This is a genomic window from Serratia sp. LSHTC3 (assembly GCF_057197125.1).
In genome coordinates this window covers 1,082,119-1,101,380 of record NZ_JBXUNP010000002.1, presented here as the reverse complement: position 1 = coordinate 1,101,380, position 19,262 = coordinate 1,082,119, and the positions used below count along the sequence as shown (strand labels likewise).

General features: G+C 58.0%; 18 protein-coding genes and 2 pseudogenes. 6 read left to right on the top strand and 14 right to left on the bottom strand.

From position 1 onward, the window contains the following. Positions 1-12: 12 nt before the first annotated feature. The 9 genes and pseudogenes from AC2CGI_RS12580 to AC2CGI_RS12540 form a co-directional block, all read right to left on the bottom strand. The gene (locus AC2CGI_RS12580; RefSeq protein ID WP_076740238.1) at positions 13-393 is read right to left on the bottom strand and encodes a hypothetical protein; all 381 of its coding nucleotides are present in this window, start codon (positions 391-393) and stop codon (positions 13-15) included. A 75-nt stretch (positions 394-468) separates the two neighbouring features. Next, positions 469-936: a hypothetical protein gene (locus AC2CGI_RS12575; protein ID WP_076740239.1), complete on the bottom strand. Its 468-nt coding sequence runs from the start codon at positions 934-936 to the stop codon at positions 469-471. A 1-nt stretch (position 937) separates the two neighbouring features. Continuing rightward, positions 938-1,267, bottom strand: coding sequence for a hypothetical protein (locus AC2CGI_RS12570; protein ID WP_031299968.1), 330 nt, complete (start codon positions 1,265-1,267; stop codon positions 938-940). A 462-nt stretch (positions 1,268-1,729) separates the two neighbouring features. Continuing rightward, positions 1,730-2,188: a hypothetical protein gene (locus tag AC2CGI_RS12565; RefSeq protein ID WP_075686905.1), complete on the bottom strand. Its 459-nt coding sequence runs from the start codon at positions 2,186-2,188 to the stop codon at positions 1,730-1,732. A gap of 163 nt (positions 2,189-2,351) precedes the next feature. Further along, a complete protein-coding gene (locus AC2CGI_RS12560; protein ID WP_230199816.1) occupies positions 2,352-2,726 on the bottom strand; it encodes a hypothetical protein in 375 nt (124 codons plus the stop codon). Between the two features lie 8 nt (positions 2,727-2,734). Continuing rightward, positions 2,735-3,472: pseudogene (locus tag AC2CGI_RS12555) on the bottom strand (RHS repeat-associated core domain-containing protein); the annotation flags it as partial. An 81-nt stretch (positions 3,473-3,553) separates the two neighbouring features. Beyond that, positions 3,554-3,820 (bottom strand): immunity protein TriTu family protein, encoded by a 267-nt coding sequence (locus AC2CGI_RS12550; RefSeq protein WP_041035036.1) that lies wholly within the window; start codon positions 3,818-3,820, stop codon positions 3,554-3,556. Further along, positions 3,805-8,022 (bottom strand): TreTu family toxin, encoded by a 4,218-nt coding sequence (locus AC2CGI_RS12545; protein WP_242517255.1) that lies wholly within the window; start codon positions 8,020-8,022, stop codon positions 3,805-3,807. Before AC2CGI_RS12545 ends, AC2CGI_RS12550 begins: the two co-directional genes overlap by 16 nt. Positions 8,023-8,053: 31 nt before the next feature. Continuing rightward, entirely contained in the window at positions 8,054-8,485 is a 432-nt protein-coding gene (locus AC2CGI_RS12540) for a DcrB-related protein (protein ID WP_004940742.1), read from the bottom strand. Positions 8,486-8,719: 234 nt separating this feature from the next. Here AC2CGI_RS12540 and AC2CGI_RS12535 point away from each other — a divergent pair, with 234 nt between their 5' ends. Together AC2CGI_RS12535 and AC2CGI_RS12530 are read left to right on the top strand one after the other, a co-directional pair. Continuing rightward, a complete protein-coding gene (locus tag AC2CGI_RS12535) occupies positions 8,720-9,724 on the top strand; it encodes an alpha/beta fold hydrolase (RefSeq protein WP_076740240.1) in 1,005 nt (334 codons plus the stop codon). 69 nt (positions 9,725-9,793) lie between these two features. After that, positions 9,794-10,441, top strand: a complete 648-nt coding sequence (locus tag AC2CGI_RS12530) for a dihydrofolate reductase family protein (protein WP_076740241.1) — start codon at positions 9,794-9,796, stop codon at positions 10,439-10,441. 42 nt (positions 10,442-10,483) lie between these two features. On the opposite strand, the gene AC2CGI_RS12525 is transcribed toward AC2CGI_RS12530, so the two are convergent. Then, a complete protein-coding gene (locus AC2CGI_RS12525) occupies positions 10,484-12,100 on the bottom strand; it encodes a serralysin family metalloprotease (RefSeq protein WP_076740242.1) in 1,617 nt (538 codons plus the stop codon). 411 nt (positions 12,101-12,511) lie between these two features. Here AC2CGI_RS12525 and AC2CGI_RS12520 point away from each other — a divergent pair, with 411 nt between their 5' ends. After that, complete coding sequence (locus AC2CGI_RS12520) at positions 12,512-12,865, top strand: AprI/Inh family metalloprotease inhibitor (RefSeq protein WP_004940750.1); 354 nt, start codon at positions 12,512-12,514, stop codon at positions 12,863-12,865. A 4-nt stretch (positions 12,866-12,869) separates the two neighbouring features. Here AC2CGI_RS12520 and AC2CGI_RS12515 read toward each other — a convergent pair whose 3' ends face one another. Next, positions 12,870-13,391 (bottom strand): chromate transporter, encoded by a 522-nt coding sequence (locus AC2CGI_RS12515; RefSeq protein ID WP_041922337.1) that lies wholly within the window; start codon positions 13,389-13,391, stop codon positions 12,870-12,872. Next, positions 13,388-13,954: a chromate transporter gene (locus tag AC2CGI_RS12510; protein ID WP_076740243.1), complete on the bottom strand. Its 567-nt coding sequence runs from the start codon at positions 13,952-13,954 to the stop codon at positions 13,388-13,390. The genes AC2CGI_RS12515 and AC2CGI_RS12510 overlap by 4 nt, the downstream gene beginning before the upstream one ends. 103 nt (positions 13,955-14,057) lie before the next feature. Between AC2CGI_RS12510 and AC2CGI_RS12505 the strand changes: the two genes are divergently transcribed. Together AC2CGI_RS12505 and AC2CGI_RS12500 are read left to right on the top strand one after the other, a co-directional pair. Beyond that, complete coding sequence (locus tag AC2CGI_RS12505; RefSeq protein WP_041922231.1) at positions 14,058-14,969, top strand: LysR family transcriptional regulator; 912 nt, start codon at positions 14,058-14,060, stop codon at positions 14,967-14,969. 292 nt (positions 14,970-15,261) lie between these two features. Further along, positions 15,262-16,431 carry a cupin domain-containing protein gene (locus AC2CGI_RS12500; RefSeq protein WP_063919420.1) on the top strand — a complete coding sequence of 390 codons (1,170 nt, stop codon included), beginning with the start codon at positions 15,262-15,264 and terminating at the stop codon, positions 16,429-16,431. Positions 16,432-16,473: 42 nt separating this feature from the next. Here AC2CGI_RS12500 and AC2CGI_RS12495 read toward each other — a convergent pair whose 3' ends face one another. Then, complete coding sequence (locus AC2CGI_RS12495; RefSeq protein WP_004940758.1) at positions 16,474-17,394, bottom strand: alpha/beta hydrolase; 921 nt, start codon at positions 17,392-17,394, stop codon at positions 16,474-16,476. 150 nt (positions 17,395-17,544) lie between these two features. Between AC2CGI_RS12495 and AC2CGI_RS12490 the strand changes: the two are divergent. Then, a pseudogene (locus tag AC2CGI_RS12490) lies at positions 17,545-17,802 on the top strand (LysR family transcriptional regulator); the annotation flags it as partial. Between the two features lie 149 nt (positions 17,803-17,951). Here the strand turns inward: AC2CGI_RS12490 and AC2CGI_RS12485 are convergent. Next, positions 17,952-19,256, bottom strand: coding sequence for a c-type cytochrome (locus AC2CGI_RS12485; RefSeq protein ID WP_021504541.1), 1,305 nt, complete (start codon positions 19,254-19,256; stop codon positions 17,952-17,954). Positions 19,257-19,262 lie beyond the last annotated feature (6 nt).

Here is a 19,262-nt window from a genome sequence, read left to right as displayed (position 1 = left end):
TCGGATCGCGATTCATGAATTGCTAAAAACAAAGCTTTCCTCTGCTAAGTTATGTTCTTTCCTATGTTGCACATCCCAGTCAAAGTAGCCATCAGGCTGTTTGGATTCTACGCCTTTCAGCCAATACTGTTCACCATAAGCTATCAGCATTGCCCAATGATATTCAATTTCATGGCTCCTGAGACAGACAGCCGTATAACTGTTGATAGGCTTGCACACTAAGCCCGATGATAAAACCAATAACTCCGCGTCACTTTCAGACTTTTGCGCATATTTAACAATGATCGCTTTAAGCATTTCCACCCAAGTATAAAAATTGAAAACTACAGTTTCATTCGAGTCATTCTCATCTCGAAAAAGGATACCATCAACCAGACTAGATTTGTTAATCATTGGTAATCTACATCAAATTAAAAACTCATTGATTATTAGGCTTAATACTAATGATGTCAATTAGAAAAATATCACTCATTTATTTCTCAGAAAAATATCATTGTCAGCGATACCGAAGTCAAGATAAAAACCCAACGTGGATTTTATATGCAGCCGACCGTTTAACCTTATAACATCAAGAAATGGGTTAGAGGTCGTAGAGTACATGAACCATTTCAATTTATTATACTTATCTGCTCTGACAATAAAACCATCAATCCCCATTTCGCCCTCCCCGCAAAATAAAACGTCACCATCAGGAAGCAATACCTTGTTGTTTATTTGAATTTCAGACCACAAATCATCACGTTTCTTAATGAATGAGCTTAACGAAATAACACTCCCATATGAAATGCCATACTCCTTATTAAAAGTATTTTTGAAGCCATCACTTTCTTCAGAGTAAATATTTATCTCTCTTGCTGTATTGTTTTCACTTGCAATGAGGTCCACTCCAATTAACTGACCACGCACCCATTTCTCTTGTATTTTCTTGATATCCATTTTACTTCCCGCCAATTATTTTATCAATTTTTGACCGCCAAAAAAGCACCCACCTATTTTCCAATGCCACAGAGTAGTTTTCAATTAAATAATAGTCATTTTCATCACTATGGGAAGTAAAACACTGATCAACACCATTGACAACCCATGATAGCAAATTTAAAACATCCTTATCACATTCGTTTTCTTTTAAAAACGCCCCTGAATTATTTATTAAGTCACTTAACAGATTTTCATCAAAGAACGACCTCTCAAAAAGCGAGTAGCAAAAAGTCCCTTCAATCAAGTCATTTTTGTTATTCATAACATCAAGCTTTAATTCCTTGCTCACATTGAACTCCTAATCATTCCATGGTTTTTTCTATGAAATCAAAAAGTCAAAAAACTCTTTGGCTCTAAATACAGTGAATTTTCATTGAATACAGTGAATTTTCATTGTCACCATCTTTATACCTGACGATGAACACTGAGAACGGTTCTTCACTATAATTCACTGCAATTATTTTAACTTCCCGTTCAGTTTTAAAAGCTTGTGAATAGATTGACATCATGTAAAATTGATCATCCACATCTACTTCAAACCACGGAGAGATGTTTTCAACTAAATGTGAATTAACAACCCCATCATCATCAATGTAAAATTCAAATATAACCTCACCGGATATAAAGTAAACCCTGTCATACATCGGATGAAAAAACGGTGGTGTATCCGAATCTATGTAGCCAGTAACAATTATATCACCACCCCATATTTAATTATATTCTCACTAAATTCACTCATATGTTCCATAAGCTAACGCCAGAATGAAAAATCAGATACGAAAATTTCGTTTATTATCACCCCGCCAGGAATATCGTTTATCGCATCGGCAATCTCATCATATGGGCATGGGAGGATAAACGAAATACCAAAGTCATCATTAATAACTATTGAACCATTGTATATTTTCTGTGATATCGTCAGCTTGATTATATCTGTTATTTCCATTCCGGGGAATATGATTCCATTGTAGCCCCCTTGGTAATGAGCATTACATCCAAGTGACAAAATGACACCGTCTTTATCAGTTATGACGGATAAGGTATTATCGACTGTATATGACTTTCGCTCACTCCCGTCAGGTAGGGAGTGATTTTTAATCTTAACGCTAAATCTGGATTGCATCTCATTAATATATAATGAAATATTTTCATTTAGAACGACATTCCCTATGGAAACACCAGACACAATCCTAGCGTTAAAATCAATCATGTTAGATACCGTAATATAAAATGATTTATCAATGTTTATGGATGGATATTTCAAAATTATCAAACCTGCTTTTAGATACTTTTTTACTCTAGATATTTAGAACCGACTGAGAATTGTCGGCTCTAACGCAGATTTAGAAATGGTTACATTGTTAACGTGAACACTAAGAGTCAGGATAGACGACTCTATAATCCTCATCCCTATGAAGCTTAGTCCAAATTCCATCCTTCCACTTCACATCTCCATCTCTTAGTATTTTTTTTATTTTTCTCTCAAAGTCTGGATTAAAAAAATCATTAGATTTTATTTTCACGTCGATCACATGATTATCATCACAAAGAACATCCCCTAATCTATCAACTCTATCTATAACCTCTATATTATAATCATCTAGTTCTGCTTTTGCCACATAGCGCCCCTTATCATCTTCACAAGGAAGTGAAACACCAAACGCCCTTTCCAGCTTAATAAGCAGCTTATCAAATGGAATGTCTTCCAATAATAAAATACCTAATTGCCTATTCTCGTTCACAGCCATTCTCCATTTCATGAACATCCGGAACGCCCTAACCTTCTTTGGACGTCGCCTTTTCTAGCCAGATCATCTAACTCATGGGTGTAGAACACCCTAAACCCAAATGGTTCATTTCTTAACCCTGGGAATTTCTGCCTTAACTTCGAATCGATAGACTCCTCTATTGATTTCATCCCCCCAAGCTTAGATACGTCCCGGCGTCTGTTCCTAAACTCAGGTGAACTAGCTAAGTAATCCGACTTAATAAATCCATCAACATCGAAATCATTCATGTTAATAGGTCTAGCAATCGCAGGATCATGGGACTTACTTATTCCACTTGCAGCACTACCTCTATATCCAACGGTTGCGTTTGGATCTATCTTCTGTATAGCAGGAAGATGTTCCAATAGAATCTCATCAATTTGTTGCTGAAGGCTATTTAAGCCACTAAGTCCTAGAGGATCTATCCATCCCAAAGGATTTGGAGCATATCTATAAAGGTTCAACCCGCCGCGTAGCCCTATCGGATCCTGCGTGGTGAAACGCCCCACCTCGGGTTCGTAGTAGCGGAACAGGTTGTAGTGCAGGCCGCTTTCGTCGTCCTGATATTGCCCGGCGTAGCGCAGCGGCTGCTGATATTGCGCGCCCTGCCGCTTCGCCGCGTTGGTCACCTCCAGCGGCGCGCTATTCAGATCGGTTTGATACCAGTAAATATCCGCCGAGCGGCTGTCACCCGCCAGCTCCAACGCCGCCAGCGGGCTCGCCGGATCGTTATTTAAAAGTCCATCAGTGCATAAAGCCGAGCATTTAAAATTAGCAAATCAAAATCAGATCAATAATCTTTATAACTAAGTTCTAAGCAACGATACAAACTCTTTAAATGCTTCTATTACTGTTTCCTCGTCTGATAATTCTCTTCGTTCATTAATTATATAGTTCCCGGTTTCAACATCAATGATCTCCAACATACAAGATGCATCATCCCACACCGTAAAACGCGCAATCTTCGTATCGTCATCTATATCAACAACCAGACTATCTGTAAAATCATTAGCATTGTACTTAACTTCATAATGGCTATTGGATAAGATCCAATCACTTATTTTTTTGAGCATGTTGAAATTCCTGATTCTGTTTTATGAGCCTTAACCTCAATGTTTTTCACAGTCGGCATTTCTGGTACTGGTAGCCCCTTACGTTTGGCTAATCGCCCCTCCAACGAGTCAGGGCCAACTATTTTTGCCCAACCTTCATTTGTCTTGATTAATGATCGTTCAGGCACTTCGAATTCAACGTACATAGTACCCGGTTTAGCTTGTTTTCCAAACGCATCAACATTTGCAGGTGATGCTACATGGGTTGTTCCCGTTGTGCTTTGCACAACCTTACCTGTGGAAACCATTTTTTCATATTCTGCCGGTCCCATCCAGCGACCAACAGTAACCTCAGTCAACCCAAACGGATCCACCCACATCAGCGGGTTCGGCGCATACTGATACAGGTTCAACCCGCCACGCAACCCTATCGGATCCTGCGTGGTAAAACGCCCCACCTCGGGTTCGTAGTAGCGGAACAGGTTATAGTGCAGGCCGCTTTCGTCGTCCTGATATTGCCCGGCGTAGCGCAGCGGCTGCTGATATTGCACGCCCTGCCGCTTCGCCGCGCCGGCTACCGTCTGGCCCTGCAGCTTGCCGAAGGTGTCGTACTGCCCGGACCAGCACAGGTTGCCCGCTGCGTCGGTCACTTCCAGCGGCGCGCTGTTCAGATCGGTGTGATACCAGTAAATATCCGCCGAGCGGCTGTCGCCCGCCTGCTCCAGCGCCGCCAGTGGGCTCCACGGGCTGGCCGGATCGTAGCTCCAGCTGCGGCGGCTGCCGTCGTCGCGCTGCTCCTGCAGCAACCGGTAGCCCTGCCACAGGAAACGGGTCGTCTGTTCGGTTTTGCCCTTATAGCGCACCGTTTTGCGGCTGCGGCGGCCCAGCGCGTCGTAATGATACTGCGCCTCGAACTCACCCTGCGGGCCGCGGCCGTGCGCCTGCACCAGCCGGTTGTCGGCGTCGTAGCGGTAGTGCTGTTCGTACAGGCCGTTGCGCCGGCTGATCAGGTTGCCCCAGGCGTCGTAACGGTAAAACAGTTTTTGCCAGTGCGTCAGGCGGTTGTCGGCGATCGGCGCCAGCGGCAGGTGCGCGTCGATGTCGCTCTGCGGGCTGCGTTCGCCCAGCAGGTTATCCGCCAGATCGTACACCAGCCGCGCACCCGGTTTGCCCTGATTGGGTTCGCGGTGTTGCAGCAGGCGGCCTTCGGCGTCGTAACCGTAGTGCACTTCGCCGCGCAGCGCGTCGCTCACCCCGGCCAGCTCGCCGCGGCCGGTGTAGCGATAAGCGCGCCACAGCACGCCGTCTTCCGGCCGGGTCAGTTTATCGTGGCCGAAGGCGCTGCTCTGCCAGCTGCGGCGGCCCAGGGCATCGTAACGCCGCTGCTGCTGCAGCGCGCCCTGGCTGCGGCCGGTTTCCCGGTGCAGGCGATCGCGGGTGAATTCGCTCACCACCTGCTGGTTGAATTTGATGGCGCTGGCGTGGCCGGAGCCGTAATACAGCCACTGCAGGCGATCGCCCTGCGGCAGCGTCAGCGCCTGCAGGTTGGCCAGCGCATCCCACTGGTATTGCAGCTCGCCGTTCACGCCCTGTTCGCCGAGCAACCGCCCGGCGGCGTCATAGCGCATCTGCACGCTGTCCGGCTCGATGCCCAGCGCCGCGCCGCTCGCCGTCGGCAGGCGGTTCAGCTCGCGCAGCCGCCCCATGGCGTCGAAGCGGTAATGCCATTCCGCGCTGGCGTTGCCGCGCCAGACCAGCTGCCCGGCCTCGTCGAAGCGGAAGCGCTGTTCGCGCTGCGTCAGCTCACCTGCGCTGCCCGGCAGGCCGACCTCGCGGTGCTCCTCCAGCAGCCCGGCCGCGCCGTAGCGATAATCGTGGCGGGTGTCGTCCGGGCGCTCTTCGGTCAGCACGCGGCCCACCGCATCGTAGCTGAAGCGGTATTCGCCGCCGTTGCCGTTCTCCAGCCGCGTCAGCCAGCCCTGCGGGCTGTAGTGATAGCGCCGGGTGCGGTTGATGCGATCGGTGATGCTGACCGGCAGCCCCAGGGCGTTGTACTGCCAGCGGGTCAGGCTGCCCAACGCGTCCTGATGCTCGGCCAGCTGGCCGTGCGCATTCCAGTTAAAGCGCTCTTCGCCGCCGTCCGGGTGGATCAGGGTATGCAGGCGGCCGCCGTTATCCCACAAGTAGCGCGTCTGATGGCCTTCGGCATCGGTCTGCGCCGTCAGTTGCCCCAGCGCATCGTAGGTATAAGCCGTCACGCTGCCGGAACAGTCGGTGTAGCGCGTCAGCTGGCCGCGGGCGTCCCACTCCAGCTTCACTTCCCCGCCCAGCGCGTCGATCATACTAGCGGGCAGGCTCTCTTCGTCATCCGGATAACGGTACAGCGTGGCGTTGCCCAGCGCATCGACATAGCGCGTCGGGCGCCCCAGCGTGTCCCAATGCTGCGCCTCACTGCTGCCGTCCGGGTAGGCGACGGCGAACAGCCGGCCGCTGTTGCGCGAATATTGATAGCGCGTCACGCGGCCGAGCGGATCGGTCTCCGACAGCAGGCGGCCGTAGGGATCCCATTCGCTCTGGCGCTGCGCGCCGCCGGGCAGCAGCACGCTGCACAGCTCGCCGCGTTGGTAGATAAAACCGTAGCGGCGCTGGTCGAAATCGGTGTACTGCGCCACGTTGTCGTCGTCATCCAGCCGCCACTCCGCCCGTTTGCCGTCGCCGCGCACTGCGCTGCGGCGCCCGCCGGCGAAGTCGTAACCGAACTCAAGGGATTCCCCGGCGCTGTTGCGGTAGGCCGTCACGCGCGGCACGCCGTCGATCTCTTGCCATTGGTATTCGTTCAGCAGCCCGGCGGCGTCCTGGTGGCTGATCATCAGGCCGTCGCGCCAGCCAAAGCGCCGCGTCACCTCACCGGCGCGGTTGCTCACCGTCGTCAGCTGGCCCTGCTCATCGTAACCATAACGCGCCAGCGTTCGTTCACCGTCGGCGGTTTGCAGCGCCACTTCGCGCAGGCGGCCCTGCGCATAGCGGCACATCAGGCGCTGCCCGGCGCTGTCCACCAGTTCGCTCAGCAGCCCCTCATCGTCGTAAAACAGCGAGGTGGCGTTGCCGATGGCGTCGGTGATCATGCTCAGCCGGCTCGGCTGGTCACCCGCCAGCGGCGGGTAGTGGAAAATCTGTTCGCCGACGTCAAACAGCTGCCAGCTGCCGTCGTCGTTGTGCATCAGCCAGCATTTTTCGGCTTCGCAGTAGGTTTTGTGGCCGCGCGGCACCATAGGGAAAGCGACGAAGTCGCCGGAAGGCGCACGCCACACCAGGCCGTCCTGATACGGCTGCAGGCTGCTCTCCCAAAACAGGTTCCAGCCGCGGCCCAGTACGCTGTCGCCGGGGTTGCCGCTGCGCCAATAGCGCTGCCAGGCGACCGGCAGGCGCGAAGGCAGCACGAAATCGAGATCGTCTTCGCCGTCGAGGAATTTCTGGCCGCTGACGATATCCACCGGCCGGGCGATAATGCCGACCGCGGCGGTGGCGGTCATCAGGGTGCCGGCGCGGCAGGCGATGCGCGCCAGTTTGTTGATGCCGGGCAGCTTGCCCAGCAGTTTGCCGAGCGCCCCCAGCTTGCCGGCGGCGCCGCCCACGCCGCCCACCAGGCCGGCGAACAGCAGCGTCAGGTCAGAGACCTTGTACAGCCAATCCGGCACTTCGGGCTTGATCGGCAAGGTGGTGACGGTGCCGCCGCCGATAAACACGTTGGGCGAACCTTCCATCACCTGCGCGTCGCAGTTGGTTTTGTCCCCCACGCGCGAGGCGGGCTGGCCGTTGATGCTGACCTTGTCGGAGCCCTGCGCCATCTGCATGCTCGGGCCGTCGTCGCTGCAGGCCACCTGGCTGTTGGTGGCGAGCGCGGCGGGTTTGCCGTTGATGAAGACGTTGGGGGAGCCGGTGACGATATTGCCTTTGGGGGTCAGGCTACCGGCACCGGCGTCGGCAATGCCGTCGCGCGCCGCGGTGGCCGCCTCCCCGGTGAGATACCCCACCGCCAGGCTGGCGCCGATAAGCAGCACGCCGACGCCGATACAGGAAGCCGCCAGGCCGGCGACGAACAGCGCGCCCGCCGCCACCGCGCCTGCGGCGGCGATCAGGCCGCCAACAATGGTGCCGGCAATCATGCCGGCCAGGGCATGGGAATGCCCGATGGTATCGCCGACGCGAGCCGCTTCGGTCATCGTAAGTTCCTTTTACGCAAAGAGTTCATCGTTAGGCCGCCCGGTAGCTGCTCAGCACCTGCTGCAGCAGCGCGTCGTCTTGCGGCGTCAGCTTGCGCGCCATCGCCAGAGTGAATACCAGCACCCGCCCCTCCGCCAGCGCGAACACCGCCTGGTTCTGCCAGATGCGTTTGCCGTCGCGCAGGTAGCTGGCGCGCACCCATTCACCGGCGGCCAGCCCATCGCCCAACGTTGCCGGCTCGCGGCTTTTGAACGCCCAGCCTTTCAGCCCCTGCGCCAGCGCATCGAGCTGGCGGGTGACGTAGCCTTCCAGGCTCTCCGCCGGCTGCAGCGCATCGCGGGAAATATTGACTGAGGGGGAAACATCATCGCCGGCCAACAGGACGTTGACCGTGCGATCGGCATAGCCTTCCGGCAAAGCGACGCTGCCTTCGCTGAAAGCGCAGCGGGATAAAGCGGACATGCGAGGATCCTTTTGCATAAATAATGCTTAAGCATCGCATAACTTAGCCTTGAAATAAAACCATCAGATACGGCGAATGTTGCGCGGCGTGACCGCGTTCACTGTGCAAAAGAGCGGTGCCGGAATCTGGCCGGGAATCAAACCGTCATATTACAGAATTATCTGAATCCACCGGCGCGCCGCCGCGCCGATTATGGCTATACTCGGCTTTCGTCCGTTTTTCAGGAGATCAGGATGCTGAGATTCACCCGTAGCGCGCTGCTGTGCGCCGCGCTAGCCGCGTTCGCCGCCGGCGCCGCCGAAACGCCGACGTTCGGCCCGGAGCTGCAGGGCTTTCACTACCCCTACCCGTTGCAACAGTTCAGCTTCACCTCGCAGGGGCAGCCGTTAAAAATGGGCTATATGGACGTGCCGCCGGAAGGCGCCGCCAACGGCCGCACCGCGCTGTTGCTGCACGGTAAAAACTTCTGCGCCGCCACCTGGCAGGACACCATCAAGGCGCTGAGCAAGGCCGGTTACCGTGTCATCGCGCCCGATCAAATCGGCTTTTGCTCCTCCACCAAGCCGGCGCATTACCAGTACAGCTTCCAGCAGCTGGCGCAAAATACCCACGGCCTGCTGCAGAATCTTAAAATCAGCAAGGCCATCGTCATCGGCCACTCCACCGGCGGCATGCTGGCCACGCGCTACAGCCTGATGTACCCGCAGGCGGTGGAACGGCTGGTGATGGTCAACCCGATCGGCCTTGAGGACTGGAAGGCGAAAGGCGTGCCGTGGCGCAGCATCGATCAGTGGTTCGCGCGCGAGCTGAACACCTCCGCTGAGAGCATCCGCAATTATGAGCTGCACACTTACTACGGCGGCCGCTGGAAGCCGGAGTACGATCGCTGGGTGGACATGCTGGCCGGGCTGAACAACGGGCCGGGCCATCGCCTGGTGGCGTGGAACTCGGCGCTGATCTACGACATGATCTTCACCCAGCCGGTGTATTACGAGTTCAAGGATCTGCAAACGCCCACCACGCTGATGATCGGCACCGCCGACACCACCGCCATCGGCAGCGATATCGCCCCGCCGGCAGTCAAGGCCAAAATCGGGCATTATGATGTGTTAGGCAAACAGGCGGCGAAACTGATCCCGCACGCCACGCTGATCGAGTTCGCCGGGCTCGGCCACGCGCCGCAAATGGAGGAGCCGGAGCGTTTCCATCAGGCGCTGCTCAAGGCGCTGCAACCCTGAGCGGCCGGTTGGCGCGGCCGCCGCACGGCGGCTAAACTTTCAGCTGGCACTCAATTGCAGGAGACAGCCATGCGACAGATTATTGCCAGCGCGTTCGTCAGCCTCGACGGCGTGATGCAGGCGCCCGGCGGGCAGGACGAAGACCGCAGCGGCGGCTTTCGCTTCGGCGGCTGGACCGCCCCCTACTGGGATGACGCCGTCGCGGAAACGATGAGCGATCTTTTCTCTGCGCCTTTCGATCTGCTGCTCGGACGGCGCACCTACGATATCTTCGCCGGCTACTGGCCGCAGATCACCGACGAGGCCGACCCGTTTTCGGCCGATATCGCCCGCGTGTTCAATCAGGCCACCAAGTACGTCGCCACCCACCACGGCGAGACGCTGGCGTGGCAGAACAGCCAGTGGCTGGGGCGGGACATCATCGCCCGGCTGCGCGAGCTGAAGCGCGCTCAGGGGCCGGTGCTGCTGGTGCAGGGCAGCAGCACGCTGATGCAACAGCTGCTGGCCAACGATCTGGTGGACGAACTGCGCCTGCTTACCTACCCGGTGCTGCTCGGCGCAGGCAAGCGGCTGTTCGATGACAACGCCGCGCCGGCGGCCTTCACGCTGACCCAATCGGTGGTCTCGCCCGGCGGCGTGATCGTGGCCCACTACCGCCGCGCCGGCGAGGTGGCCACCGGCGACTTCACGGTGGAAAGCGCAGCGGCCCAGTCGTAAAAAAAGGGCCGTTCGGCCCTTTTCTCTTTTCCTTCCTCGCCCTCAGGCAAACAGAATATCGCTCTGCTCCACCTGCCCGACCACGTGGATCTTGAAGTCGGCGGCGTAGCTGTTGCTCTGGGTGTTCATCAACAGATCGGTGGTGCCGTTGAAGGCGTCGAAGTTGAGTTGGATCTCGCCTTTCTGGCCGCTGAAGGCGCTGCCGCTGTCGATAAAGCGCAGCTCGCTCAGGCTGTTGTTGAAGCGCAGGCCGGAGAGATCGATCTTGTCGATGCCGTGCTCGAAGTCTTCAATCACGTCGAACGCCGCCACCGTGGACTCTTTGGCGTTGAGATAGACGAAATAGTCGGTGAAGTTATTGGCGTCTTTGCCGCCCCACAGATGATCCGCCCCCAGGCCGCCGTACAGGATATCGGAGCCGGCGTTGCCCGCCAGCAGGTTGTCCTGATCGTTACCGATGATCACATCGCGCCCGCTGCCGCCGATGGCGTTCTCGATGATCGCCCCGCGCGCGATGGCGACGTTCTGCGTGCCGCCGCCGACGCTGGAGAACGCGCCGTCGTTCAGGTTGATCATCTGCTGCTGGCTGTAGCCGGAGAAGTCCAGCGTGTCGTTGCCGCCGGCGTCCCACACCGCGAAGTTGACCGGTTTGCCGTTGTCCGCCGTGGCGGTCAGGAAATCGCGCCCGGTGTTGGAGTTGAAGCCGTACACCGTGTCGCCGGTGCGGGTGCTCATGTTGGCGCCGTACAATTTCTGGATCGCGACGATGTCATCCACCATCGGGCCATAGCCGTACACCCCTTTGGTGTCGGCGCCGGTGTAACCGGCGTTGAAATAGCTCATGATCGAGTATTGCAACGAATCCTGATAATAGGCGGCATCGTTCTGGTAGCTCGGGTTGCCTAACGATGCGTCATAAGATCCCGGGTGCGCCAGCCCCAGGGCATGCCCCAGTTCGTGGGTGAAGGTCTGGCTGCTGAAGTCGCCGCTAACCGGCGCCTTATGGGTGGCGAAGTTTTTGTTAAACCATACCGTGCCGGCGAAGGCGTTATCGCTGCCCGCTTTGGAGCTAGGCGGGTAATAGGCGTACGCGTTGATGGCATTCGGGCCGCTGCCGGCGGCGGTGCTGCCGTCGGCGCGCTGGGTGAAGTAAGCGAAGGTAATATCCGCGCGGTGGTTGATGTCGGTGGACGCCGCCGCAGTAAAGGTTACGTTCGCCACATCGGCCCAGGCCTGCATCGATTTCAGCGCCTGAGCCTGCGCCGCCAGGGTCAGCGGCTGCAGCCCCTTGTCGCCGTCGCCGGTCTGGCCGATGCGGTTCAGCGCGCTCTGCGTCAGGAAGGAATAGGTCAGCGCCACCGGCTGGTGATACGCCTGATCGCCGTTGTGCGTCAGGCCCGGCCGCGTCAGCTGATCGGCGGCGCGATCGAAGCTGAAGTTATCGCGGATTTTACCCAGGTTGTTGATGGCTGCCCCGCCGCGCTGGTTGCTGTACAGGTTAGCGTTGTCCAGCGTGAACAGCGCGCCGTAGCCCAATCCGTCATAGGGGCTGCCGGGCTGATGATAGTAAAACTGATAGTTGTGATCGTTGGGGGATGTGGCGGCCAGGCTGGTGAACTCATCGTCATCTTGCAAAATGTCGTTGTGGCGACTGCTCATTGCATTCTCCTTTTACACAGTAGGAATCCACTCGCTTTGTAAGACTATTCATCAGTCGTTCTAATCTAAGCCAAGGCTTAGGATTGACCAGTATAGTAATTAACCCCGACGGCGCGAGCCCACGCCGCCGCGCATCACCGCTCCGGGCGTTAAGGCGGAAATAATCATAACGATTTGTATTAGCGCAGTATTAATGAGAAAGATAAGCGTATCGGCGGGCTAATGACTCGTCTTTTTGGGCATGTTATCGCCGGTTAGATCAGAATTATCGAGGATTAAAAAACCTAATCCTTGCCTCATCATCCTGCCGGGAACGTGCTAAGGTGTGAACGGACAGCCGAAAGGAGTGACCCGATGCCAACCCATTTCCTTATGCGCGCCTTGCGCCGCGCCAGCCTGACAGGAGTCATTATGAGCGTATTGTGCAGCAGTGCCCTGGGCAGTTCACTGCCGTTGCTGGAACCCGCCGCGCTGAAGGGCGACTGGCAGCTCGCCGCCATCGGCGACGGTAAAACCGTCTGCGAGGTGCAGCTGAGCGACGAAGCGGTAGCCAACACCAACGCCTTCCGCTTCAGCGCCTCAGCCGAATGCCTGCAGCCGCTGGCGCTGCACGCGCTGCCGGTCGCCTGGCGGCCAACGCCGGACGGCATGACGCTGACCGACGCTGAAGGGAGCATGGTGGCGTTTCTGGCCCTGACCGCGCCGAAGCGCTATGAGCTGATCGACCGCAACGGCCCTTCGCGCTTTGTGCTGATCCCGCGCTAATCCTTCAGGCGAACAGCAAGCCAAGCAGCGCGCCACCGGCCAGCACCCACAGCGGATGGAGGCGCTTGCTCATGCTCAAGCCCGTCGCCAGCGCCACGATCGCCGCCAGCCGCCAATTGGGCGCGGAAGCCTCGGCGATCAAAAGGCCGCTGGCCACCACCAGCCCCACGGTCAGCGGCACCAGCCCGGCCTGCACGATGCGGCGCCACGGGCGATCCTTAAAGCGCCGCCAGGCGCCCATCACCAATAGCGTAACGATGGAAGACGGCCCGAACTTGGCGACCGAAGACACCAGCAGCCCCGCCCAACCGGCGACGTGCCAACCGACCAGCGGCACGATCATCATGTTCGGCCCCGGCGCGGCCTGCGCCATGGCGAACAGCGCGCTGAACTCCTGGGCGCTCATCCACTGATGCACCTCCACCACCTGCCGCTGCATCTCCGGCAGAATGGTCATGCCGCCGCCGAACGCCAGCAGAGACAGCTCGGTGAAAATCAACGCCAACGCCATCAACACCCCGCTCATGACGGCCACCGCCACATCAGCAGAATGCTCAGCGGCGCCAGCACCAGCATGGTCGGCAGCAGCGGCAGGCGCAGCCAGGCAATGGCGATCAATGCCAGCGCCACAATCGCCAGCGCCGCCCACTTGCCGCGCAGCGGCAGCAGCATCTTAATCCCGGTCGAGAGCAGCAACCCGGCGGCGGCGGCGGCCAGACCGGCGAACACATGCTGCACATGAGGATCGTTTTGGAAGCGGGCGTACACCACGCCCAGCCCCACCACAATCGCCGTCGGCGCGCTGATGAGACCCAGCAAGGCGCACAGCGCGCCGCGCAGCCCGCGAAACTCCATGCCCACCGCCACCGACAGGTTGATCACGTTGCCGCCGGGCAGAAACTGACACAGCCCGAGCAGCTCGGTAAACTGTTCGCCGCTCAGCCAGCGCCGCCGCTCCACCAACATGCTGCGCGCCAGCGGCAACACGCCGCCGAAGCCGATCAACCCCAGCCACAGAAAGCCCAAAAACAGCGCCGCGTTGCCCGGCGCTGCCGCCGGGTGCGGTTTTATCGTATTGATATCTGACATGACATTGCCGTTCCACATCGCTTGTTTTGATGTCTGGTATCATGCGCGCCGCCGTGCCATGATGTCTAATGCATTCCGGAACAACGAAAGATACCTTTGAGGTATGGCTATGATTGAACTGCGTCGCCTGCGGGCGTTCGTCACCGTGGTGGAAGAAGGCAACATCACCCGCGCCGCCGAGCGGCTGTTTATCCAGCAGCCGCCGCTGACCCGCCTGTTGCAGGGGCTGGAAGATGAATTGGGCGTGAAATTGTTGCAGCGATTGCCGCGCGGCGTGCGCGTCACCGAAGCGGGCGGTGTGCTGTTCGAAGAAGCCCGCGCCCTGCTGGCGCGCGCCGAACGCCTGCGCGAAGCGGTGCAGCGCGCCGCCCGCGGCGAGCAGGGCCACATCGCTATCGGTTTCACCAGTTCCGCCGCGCTGCACCCGTTCGTGCCCAACCTGCTGCGCCGCTACCGCGACATCCTGCCGGGCATCACGACTCAGTTGGAAGAGGCCGGCAGCGGCGAACTGATGGAGGCGTTGCTGGAACAGCGCCTCGACGCCGCCTTCGTGCGCTCGCCGGCCAACGGCATTCCCGGCCTGAGCGTCGAGCCGGTGCTCAGCGAGCCAATGATCGTCGCTCTGCCGCTGGGCCATCGGCTGGCGCATGAGACGCAGCAGCCGCTGCCGTTGGCCGAACTGGCCCACGAGGCGTTTATTCTCTATCGCCGCCCGGCCGGCCAGGGGCTGTACGACGCCATTCTGGCCGCCTGCCACCGTGCCGGCTTCAGCCCGCGCATCGTGCAGGAAGCGCCGCGCCTGCCGGCCACCCTCAGCCTGGTCGGTGCCGGATTGGGGGTATCCATCGTGCCCGGTTCCATGCGGCGGCTGGGCGGCGACGGCATCGTCTACCGCACTCTCGCCGAAGAAGCGCAGCTCAGCGCCCCGCTTTACCTGGCGCTACGGCGCAGTCCGACCTCGCCGATCGTCGAGCGCTTTCGGCAACTGGTGCTGGAGACCGTGGGGCAGTCATAAAAATAGCCCGAACGGCCAATAAAAAATGACGTTCGTTTATTATTTATTTAAATTAGCCGGCGACTAAAATTAATCCCACCCAATGACTATTCAACTTCCGTTTAATTAATTAAACCTGCACTCACTTAGTAACAAACGCAAACAAATAAGCGCCTACGCAATACCTTCCAGCCGCTAGGATTTAAGGGTCACAGCCTATTCCCGCCGATGACAGAAAATCATTTCAATGGCGATCGCGCCTTCCCTGTCGCCTGCTTCTGCAGGCGCACGGCTTTATATTGGAGAAAATGCTATGCTATCGCGTCGTGATATATTGAAAGTCTCCGCCGTCAGCGCGGCCGCCGCCGGCATGATTGGCGGCATCGCCAAAAATGCCGCTGCTGACGACCATCGCAATATCGTGCCCCCCAGCAGCTATCAGCCGCCTGCCGATGCGCAGCATCTCTATAAATACAAATTCACCGACAGCAAAAAGCGCAGCCTGCCCAGCGGCTGGGCGCGCGAAGCCACCGTCGAGCAATTCCCGATCTCCGAGGGCGTGGCCGGCGTCGACATGACGCTGGAGCCGGGCGGCGTGCGCGAACTGCACTGGCACGCCATCGCCGCCGAATGGGCGTTTATGCTGGAGGGCCATGCGCGCATCACCATTCTCGATCCCGAGGGCAAATGCGAAGTGGCGGATTTCGGGCCCGGCGACGTCTGGTATTTCCCAAAAGGCTACGGCCATTCCATTCAGGCCTTGGCAGACGGCGCGCATTTTATTCTGGCGTTCGATAACGGGCACTTCTCCGAATTCGGCACCTTCAGCATCACCGATTGGGTGGCGCATATGCCGAAAGAGGTATTGGAAAAAAGCGTCGACATGCCGGCGGCGGTATTTTCCAAGGCCAAACAGGGCGAGGCTTATATTGTCGGCGGCGCCGTTCCGCCCGCCTTGCCATTACCGAAAAACGACGGCGGATTAAATAATGCCCCGCTGACCCACCGCTATGAATTAATGAAGCAAAAGCCGTTCTTTGAAAATGACGCCGGCAGCGTGCATTTGGTGTCGTCGAAAGAATTCCCCATCTCCACCACCATGACCGGCATCATCGAGATCGTGAAACCCGGCGCGATCCGGGAATTGCACTGGCACCCCAATGCCAACGAATGGCAATACTATATTTCCGGCAAAGGCCGCATGACAGTGTTCAGCTCGCACGGCCACGCGCAGACGGAAGAGTACGCACCTTCAGACGTCGGCTACGTGCCGCAGGGCTTCGGCCATTACATCGAGAACATCGGCGATGAGGATTTGAAGGTACTGATCGTGATGGACAACGGTATCTATCAGGACATTTCGTTGTCCGACTGGCTGGCGAAAACCCCGGCCTACCTGCTGGCGGACAACTTCAATAACCAGGTTGAAGACTGGCAGGATCGGCCGAAAGACAAACGGGTGATGTCGCGCCGCAGCCGCTGACGCCACGGCGAGGGAGAAACTCCCTCGCCTCCGGCCCGCCGCTTACAGCGTCGCTTTAAAGAACGGTACCAGCTTCTCCAGCGCCTGAGCTACCGGCTCCGGTTTGTCGTAGAGATCGTAATGTGACCAGCCTTCTACCACCACCAGCTCTTTGTGCTGCGACTTGGCGCGGCGCACAATCTCATAGCCGTCGCGCAGCGCGCCGAACAGGCCGGGTTTGCTGCCGACAATCACCAACAGCGGCTGGGTCAGCAGCACTTCCGCCAGGTGGAACGCGTCCCAGCCCACGGCTACCGCGTTATGGGAATACAGCGTTTTGTTTACGCCGTTCGGCTTCTCGCCGCGCGCCGTACGGTAGTATTCCGTCGCCTCGCGCAGATCGATATCGGCACCGTCTTGTTGCGCCGCCTCAACGCTCGGGTACAGGCCCACATCCACACGCAACGCCGCGCCGCGCGCCTCTGCGGTGCGCTGCCGAGCAATATCCTCCAGGAAAGCCACAGGATCGCCATTGGCCAACACGCCCTCGCGCATCACCCGGCCATAGTTGGCACCGGTAATGGTCGCCACCGCTTTGATGCGCCGCTCGGTCATCGAAGCATTGATGGCGTAACCGCCGCCGCCGCAGATGCCGAGCACGCCGATACGCTGGTCGTCAACGTAGTCCAGCGTCACCAGATAATCGGTCACGACGCGAAAATCTTCCACGCGCTGAGCGGGATCTTCGATAAAGCGCGGTTCGCCGCCGCTCTCGCCCTGGAAGCTGGCGTCGAACGCGATGACCACAAAGCCGGCTTTCGCCAGCGCCGCCCCATAGACAGTGCCCGAGGTCTGCTCTTTACAGCTGCCAATTGGATGGGCGCTGATGATCGCCGGGTACTTTTTCCGCTCGTCGAAATCCGGCGGGAAGTGGATATCCGCCGCGATGTCCCAATACTGACGTTTGATTTTGACCGTTTTCATCATGAGTTCCTCACAGGGTTGCTGGCTCGGGAAACGCGCTCGGCATCGCTTCCGCTGGGATAACGCTCACTTTATACGCCGTATTGTTCTTTGATAAGCCCAGAGAATGGACTACAGTGTTAAGCTGTAATTTACAATGTGGGCATCTCGATGGATCCTTCCCTGCTTCCTTCACTGGCGTGGTTCGCGCATATCGCGCAGCACCGCAGCTTTACCAAAGCGGCGGCCCAAATGGGCGTTTCCCGCGCCGCGCTGTCGCAAAACCTGAAGGCGTTGGAAAAACAGCTGAACGTCAAGCTGCTCTACCGCACCACCCGCGATATGTCGCTCACCGAGGAAGGGCAACGCCTGCTGGAAGCCCTGACGCCCGCCCTCAGCACGATCGAGCACGCCGTCGGCACGTTGGGTTAGTGCGGATACTGCAGGCCTGGTCGCAGCCCTTCCCCGGCTTCTATCTGTACATTCCCTCCCGTGAGCACATGTCTTCCAAGGTCAGGGCGCTGCTGGACTTTCTGGTCGAGAAGCGCGCAGGCTAATCCGGCCCGCGCGCCTTTTCGCTACTGCTTGCGCTGCTCCGCTACCTGCTTGGCGGTGACTTTGCCCTGCTTATCGCCGAAATGGCCGACCACAAAGTTGGCGACCGCCGCCACTTCCTCGTCGGAATAGGCGCTGCCGAACGCCGGCATCATTTCATGCCGCTCGCCAACGCTGATGCTCGTCCCCTTCAGGATAGCCTGCACCACGCTGCGCCCCTGCGGATCGTTCACCGCCGTGCTGCCCACCAGCGAAGCGTACTCGCTCTGGCGGCCCGGCCCGTTCCACTGGTGGCAGCCGCTGCAGTCGTTGGCGAACAGCCGCCGCCCGAGCGAACTGTCTTGCCCGCCCGGCAGGATCGGGGTGGATGCCGCCGCGCCCTTCGGCTGCAGGTTCACCGCGGCGGCAGCGTCGCCGGCGATCGGCTCGATGTCGCGCAGGTATTTCACCAACGCCAGATTGTCTTCTTGCGTCAGGAACTGCAGGCTGTTTTCCACCGCTTCCGCCATCGGGCCTGCGGCGCTGCTGCGCCCCGGCGCATGGCCGGTAGCCAGATATTGCGACAGCTGCTGGTCGCTCCAACCGCCGATGCCGGTCTGTTTGTCCGGCGTGATGTTGGCAGCGAACCAGCCCTGCACCACTTCACCGCTCAGGTGCTTGCTCTGGTTAAGACCAAACCCCAGATTGCGCGGCGTGTGGCACTCGCCGCAGTGGCCCAGCGCCGTCGCCAGATAGGCGCCACGATTCCACTGTTCGTCCTTGTTGAGATCCGGCGTAAAACGCTGCTCGTTAAAGAACGCCAGGTTCCAGAATTTCATGCCCCAACGCTGGTTGAACGGGAACGACAGATCGTTTTGCGGGTTGGCCTGTTTCACCGGCGGCAGACTGAACAGATAATCCTTGATCGCCAGCACGTCGTCGCGGCTCAGCCCGGTGTACGAGGTGTACGGCATCGCCGGATACAGGTTGCCCTGCGGGCCGATACCCTCACGTACCGCGCGTACGAACTGATCGTCGCTCCAGTTGCCGATGCCGGTCTCCTTGTCGGCGGTGATGTTGGTGCCGTAAATGGTGCCGAACGGCAGTTTAAAGGCGAAGCCACCCGCATAAGGCGCGCCGCCCGGCGCGGTATGGCACGCCACGCAGTCGGCGGCGCGCGCCAGGTACTCGCCGCGCGCCAGCTTATCGGTGATACCGGCCGGCGCCCCGGCGATCGGCGCCGCGGGTTCCGCGCCGGTGGGCCGCAGCTGCGTGTACAGCGCGTACCCTCCCGCCAGTACCGCCACGGCGATAATCAGCCATAACAGCCCTTTCAAGGCGTTGCTCATCGCATC